At 49.2% G+C, this 3635-nt stretch carries 2 protein-coding genes; both read left to right on the top strand.

Annotation, left to right across the window (positions count from 1 at the left end):
• Positions 1 to 307 precede the first annotated feature (307 nt).
• Positions 308 to 1123 (top strand): HEAT repeat domain-containing protein, encoded by an 816-nt coding sequence (locus RMO35_RS15055; RefSeq protein WP_309742144.1) that lies wholly within the window; start codon positions 308 to 310, stop codon positions 1121 to 1123.
• Positions 1124 to 1748: 625 nt separating this feature from the next.
• Positions 1749 to 3257, top strand: coding sequence for a DGQHR domain-containing protein (locus RMO35_RS15050; RefSeq protein ID WP_309742143.1), 1509 nt, complete (start codon positions 1749 to 1751; stop codon positions 3255 to 3257).
• Positions 3258 to 3635 lie beyond the last annotated feature (378 nt).

Here is a 3635-nt window from a genome sequence, read left to right as displayed (position 1 = left end):
TGTCGAGGCTAATTCTTACTTGGATTATGCGATTAACTCCTTGAGTTAGTCTCGTCTCCACCACCCGAAGTTATCTGCAACTGCCGAGCGATGTCGTTGGCAATGGTAAATAACTTCGGGGTATTTTTTTGGCAATTTTTTCGGGAGTTGTCGCGATTCTCATTCTGAGAGGCTTCACCAACGAGTCTCTACCTCGCTAAACTTGTCTATATGACCGATCGAAATCTCCAGAATGGCATGAAGCACTGCCCCTACAGATAGAATTAATCTATCGGTACTCATGCGATCGAACATCGCCCTAACTATTATGGAAGACGAAGCGCAGATTCAAGCTGGCGAACCACTAACGATCGACCAAGCGATCGAAAATCTGGATGGGGAAGATCTCGGATTGCGCGCTTATGCCTCTTGGTGGCTGGGTAAATTTCGGGTTAACGATCCCCGTGCCATAACTGGACTGATTGCAGCTTTACAAGATGAAGCAGATCGGACTCCAGAAGGTGGCTATCCCCTCCGCCGCAGTGCTGCCAGAGCATTGGGCAAGCTGGGCGATCTTCAAGCCGTGCCAGCATTAATTGCATGTCTCAAGTGTGCGGATTTTTATGTGCGCGAGGCGGCAGCACAATCCCTGGAGATGTTAGGCGATCCGCGCTGTATCGAGCCGCTGGTAGAGTTCTTGCGTGCAGGCGTTCGCGATGGTCGGCTTTTACCCAATGGTGAAGATTTTTCCGAGCCTTACGATGCAATTTTAGAAACTTTGGGGACTTTAGGCGCGACGATCGCGGTACCATCGATTCAGCCTTTCCTAGAGCATCCAATTCCCAGAGTGCGATTTGCGGGGTTACGAGCGATGTACCAACTCACGCAGGATTCGCTCTACGGCGATCGATTAGTAGCAGCCTTATCAAATAAAGATTTACAAGTTAGACGGGCACTCCTGTCCGATTTAGGAGCCACTGGCTATCTGCCTGCTGCGGTGCCGATCTCCCAAACCCATGCCGAAAATAGTCTCAAACTAATTGCCCTCAAAGGGTTACTAGAAGCGCAAATTTTGCTCTCACCAGCAGATCGGTTATCCACAGGTGCGATCGAGGTGATGCAGTTGATGGATGAGTTATTGTAGCTCGATCCGATCGCTCGATAGACCTCCTGCAAACGTAAAAATACAATCCAGTGTTGCTGAATCTGGGTATGATACCAATCGAAATCCCTCGCCCTCACCCCGCCCTCGCCTCCGGCTCTGGCTCCCCTCTGTCTTGTCGTTGTCTTGTCTTGACGCGCTCGACCTGGAGGGAACCTCCGTGATGAGCGCGTCGAGTTCAGCACACAAACGGGAGGGAACCTCTCTTGACGCACACAACTCGGAGGAAACCTCCGAGTCGATGCGTCGCTCCCGTTCGTTGGCGAAGCCTTCCCGAAGAGAGCTGCGTCGCTTTTTTATTCGGGGGGAACCCGAGGCATAAAAACGCCGCAGCCAAGCTTGGGAGCGGCTCGCGCTCCTCGGGTTCCCCGAGGGTTTAGCGACCCAAATCACGCGGAGGTTCCCTCCGCATGTGTTTGGGTCAAGACAGCGCACCAAGCAGCGAGACAAGACAGAGGGGCTGGGGGTGAGGGCAAGATTGGTGCATTTCATACCTCAATTCAGCAACGCCTCTTTCCCTATCCCCTATTAAGTTTTTAAAAACCCCTGGAAGCTGCAATGAGAAAGCTGCTAGTCTGGTTGCGGTAACTTCACTCAGCCGTTGACAATGCCAGCCAGCCAGATTCCACATATCCAGCCGCATCAAATTCTCGTCCAGCGTACCAATATGGGCGGTAGTGAGGCATATATTGGCTCCGTCACGCTGCAATGGTTGGCCGATCGGGTAAAATATGCCTCAGAGATGAGCTTACTATCAGAGCAGTATCAGCCTAGAGATAATAACATCGCGATTGATAGCGATAGTATCGAAGTCATCCAGCAACGTCCCCTCGACTGGAGCAGACAGGCTGCCTTAGTACAGTATTTAGCAGGGCGCACCACTCATAAATTCCCGCCCGTATTAGTGACGATCGACAGAAGTTGGGTGGATAATATTCATGCGCCAGAATGGGGTAGGGGTGGCAAAGCAACTGCATCAGCGGCGATGTTTGTGCCGATTGACGGTCATGAGAATTTTGGGCGATTGGATGTCGGCGAATCAGTGCGGATTTATGCGCTAGATGGGCAACATCGGTTGATGGGCGTACAGGGATTGATGGAGTTATTACGGGTTGGTGAATTGCCTAGATATAATAAATATCGCGAGCTGGTGGGCAATAAAATTACGATCGCCGAATTGGGGACATCGGCAGAGTATCTAGCGAGTTTACCGCAGGAGACGATCGGGATTGAGTTTATCTCGGCGGTGGTAAAAGATGAAACCCAATTAGCAGCGCGGCGACGGATTCGATCGATCTTTGTGCATGTTAATCTGATGGCGATCGCCTTGAGTAAAGGACAATTAGCGCAACTCGATGAAAACGATGGTTTTGCGATTGTCGCGCGAAATATTGCCGTCAATCATCCCTTATTAAAAGATCTCCCTGGACGTAGCCCGCGCGTAAATTGGGACAGTGCGACGGTAGCGACTAAAACTACCGTGCTGACTACGCTCCAAGCTTTGCAAGATATGGCAGCAAAATATCTCCAATATCAGTTTCCCCACTGGAAACCCAAAGCCCAAAAAGGTCTAGTGCCATTACGCCCAGATACTGCCGAATTAGCCGCTGGGATTGCAGCTTTCGGTCACTTATTCGACAGGTTATCCGAATTCACTAGTTACGGACGCTTAAAAGGGGAAGATACGCCCAAATTACGCCGCTTTAGTTTTGAAATCGCTGGTGGTGAAGGGCATTTATTATTTCGCCCAGTGGGACAAGTTGCCTTCGCTCAAGGGGTGGGCATGGCGGTTTTTAAAAAACAAATGGCTCAAACCGAGGTATTCCGTAAACTCGATCGTTATGATGCCGATGGTGGGTTTGGCAATATCGATTCATTTCAATCCCTGTGGTATGGGATTTTATATGACCCAAATAAGAAGCGAATTTTGGTGTCTGGACGCGATTTAGCAGCGAAGTTAATCGTCTATTTATTGGGGGGTGTAGATAACGATTTCGATCGAGCCGAACTCCGCCGTCAAGTTGCCGAAGCCAGAACTGTCGGCGATTATACGATGAGTTTCGATGGTAAGTTAGTCACGCCCCAGGAAGTTGGCTTACCGCCTGTTTTGACCTAGAGCTAGCAGGTAACATTGATAAATTTCCTGTCAAAGACAGGGAATAGGGGATACTCACATCTTGCACCAGCGGCTCGCGCATCACGGAGGTTCCCTCCCGTTCGATGCGTCAAGACAAGACAGTACATAAAACTAGACTCAAAACTACTATCCACCATCCACTATCCACCAGTAACTTTGTTTCGATGCAAGATCCAAAGATATTTATCTAAAAAGTGCATCGATTAAATCCGCTTATTTCATGTTTAGCAACCATTTGTAACAACTGATACTAAACGATCGAGTCGTTACCGTTAACTTATGGTACACAAAGTAAATTTTCATCCAAATTCAATCTGTATAGCTTAAAGCTAGCGAGAATTACCGCCATGACAGCAG

This window comes from Chamaesiphon sp. OTE_20_metabat_361, from assembly GCF_031364565.1.
Note: the sequence above shows the minus strand (reverse complement) of the source record. Positions and strands in the feature narration are given on the sequence as shown.